Raw genomic sequence first — 1260 nt, 5'->3', positions numbered from 1 at the left:
CCTAGTAGTGCTTCGTTAGGTCTTTTCGTTGCTGCTGATCAAGAGCATCTTGGCCTTGTGGATGCGCATGAAGTGAACCGATTACGGGCGGCGTTGGCGATGTTCGTGGCGGATGTTTTCGCCTCGGTGCCGCGTACGGATCAGCGGGCCAAGGGTGAGTGTTATCTGCGGGGCCTGATGCTCGACGGCCGGCGCAAGTCGATCCAGCCGATGGCCGATCGTCTGCCGGACGGGAACATGCAAGCCCTGCAGCAGTTCGTGAACCAGTCGCCGTGGGATCCGCTGCCGGTTAGGCAGCGGATCGCCGAGCGGCTGTCCGAAGTCGTCAGGCCCGAGGTGTGGGTGATCGACGACGTGTCGTTCCCCAAGTGCGGCAAGGCGTCGGTCGGGGTGGCTCGCCAGTACTGCGGAGCGGTCGGCAAACGGGCGAACTGCCAGGTCGCGGTCAGTGTCCATGCCGCCACCGACACCGCCTCGTGCCCGCTGGACTGGCAGTTGTATCTGCCGCGGGAGTGGACTGACGAGCCGGATCGCTGCCGTAGGGCAGGCATCCCCGAGGACGTGGTGCACCGGGAGAAGTGGCGCCTCGCGCTCAGCCTGCTGGACACACTCGCCCAGTGGAAGCTGGAAGCGCCGGTCGTGGTCGCCGACGCCGGCTACGGCGTCAGCACCCCGTTCCGGCTCGGTCTGCAGGAGCGAGGGCTGTCCTATGTCCTGGCCCTGCACGGGAAGGAAGTCGCACATCCGGCGGATGTTGAGCCGCACCAGCCCGCTTATGGCGGGCTTGGACCGCATACCCTTCCCCGATACCGCACCCCGCCGCGAGCCATCTCTACCCTCGCAGCGGAGGCGGGTGCGGAGCGGTTCACCGAGGTGACCTGGCGGCAGGGCAGCAAGGGCGCGATGACCTCACGGTTCGCGGTGCTGACCGTGCGGCCCGCGGGCAAGCAGTGCCTGGCCGCAGCTCAGGAGGCGGGCGGCGGCCGCAACCGGTGGGACGGCGTCCTGCCCGTCCAGACACTCCTCGTCGAATGGCCCGACGGCCAGGATGCCCCGACGGACTACTGGATATCGAACCTGCCCGCCACCACACCGGCCGCTGACCTGGTGCGGTGGGCCAAGATGCGCTGGCGGATCGAACATGACTACCGCGAGCTCAAACACGGCCTGGGCCTGGACCACTTCGAGGGCCGAACCTGGCGCGGCTGGCACCATCACGTCACTCTCGTCACAGCCGCCCAGGCATTCCTCACCCTTCGC

Annotated in this window: 1 protein-coding gene; it reads left to right on the top strand. The window is 67.5% G+C overall.

What is annotated here, in order from left to right:
• Positions 1–57 precede the first annotated feature (57 nt).
• A partial coding sequence (locus tag ACFU95_RS51030) for an IS701 family transposase (RefSeq protein ID WP_383844819.1) occupies positions 58–1260 on the top strand: 1203 nt, incomplete at its 3' end.

It is taken from the genome of Streptomyces sp. NPDC057623 (genome assembly GCF_042800355.1).
Lineage (GTDB): Bacteria > Actinomycetota > Actinomycetes > Streptomycetales > Streptomycetaceae > Streptomyces.
The sequence above is the reverse complement of the archived record's forward strand: the minus strand, read 5'-3'. Positions and strand labels throughout refer to the sequence as shown.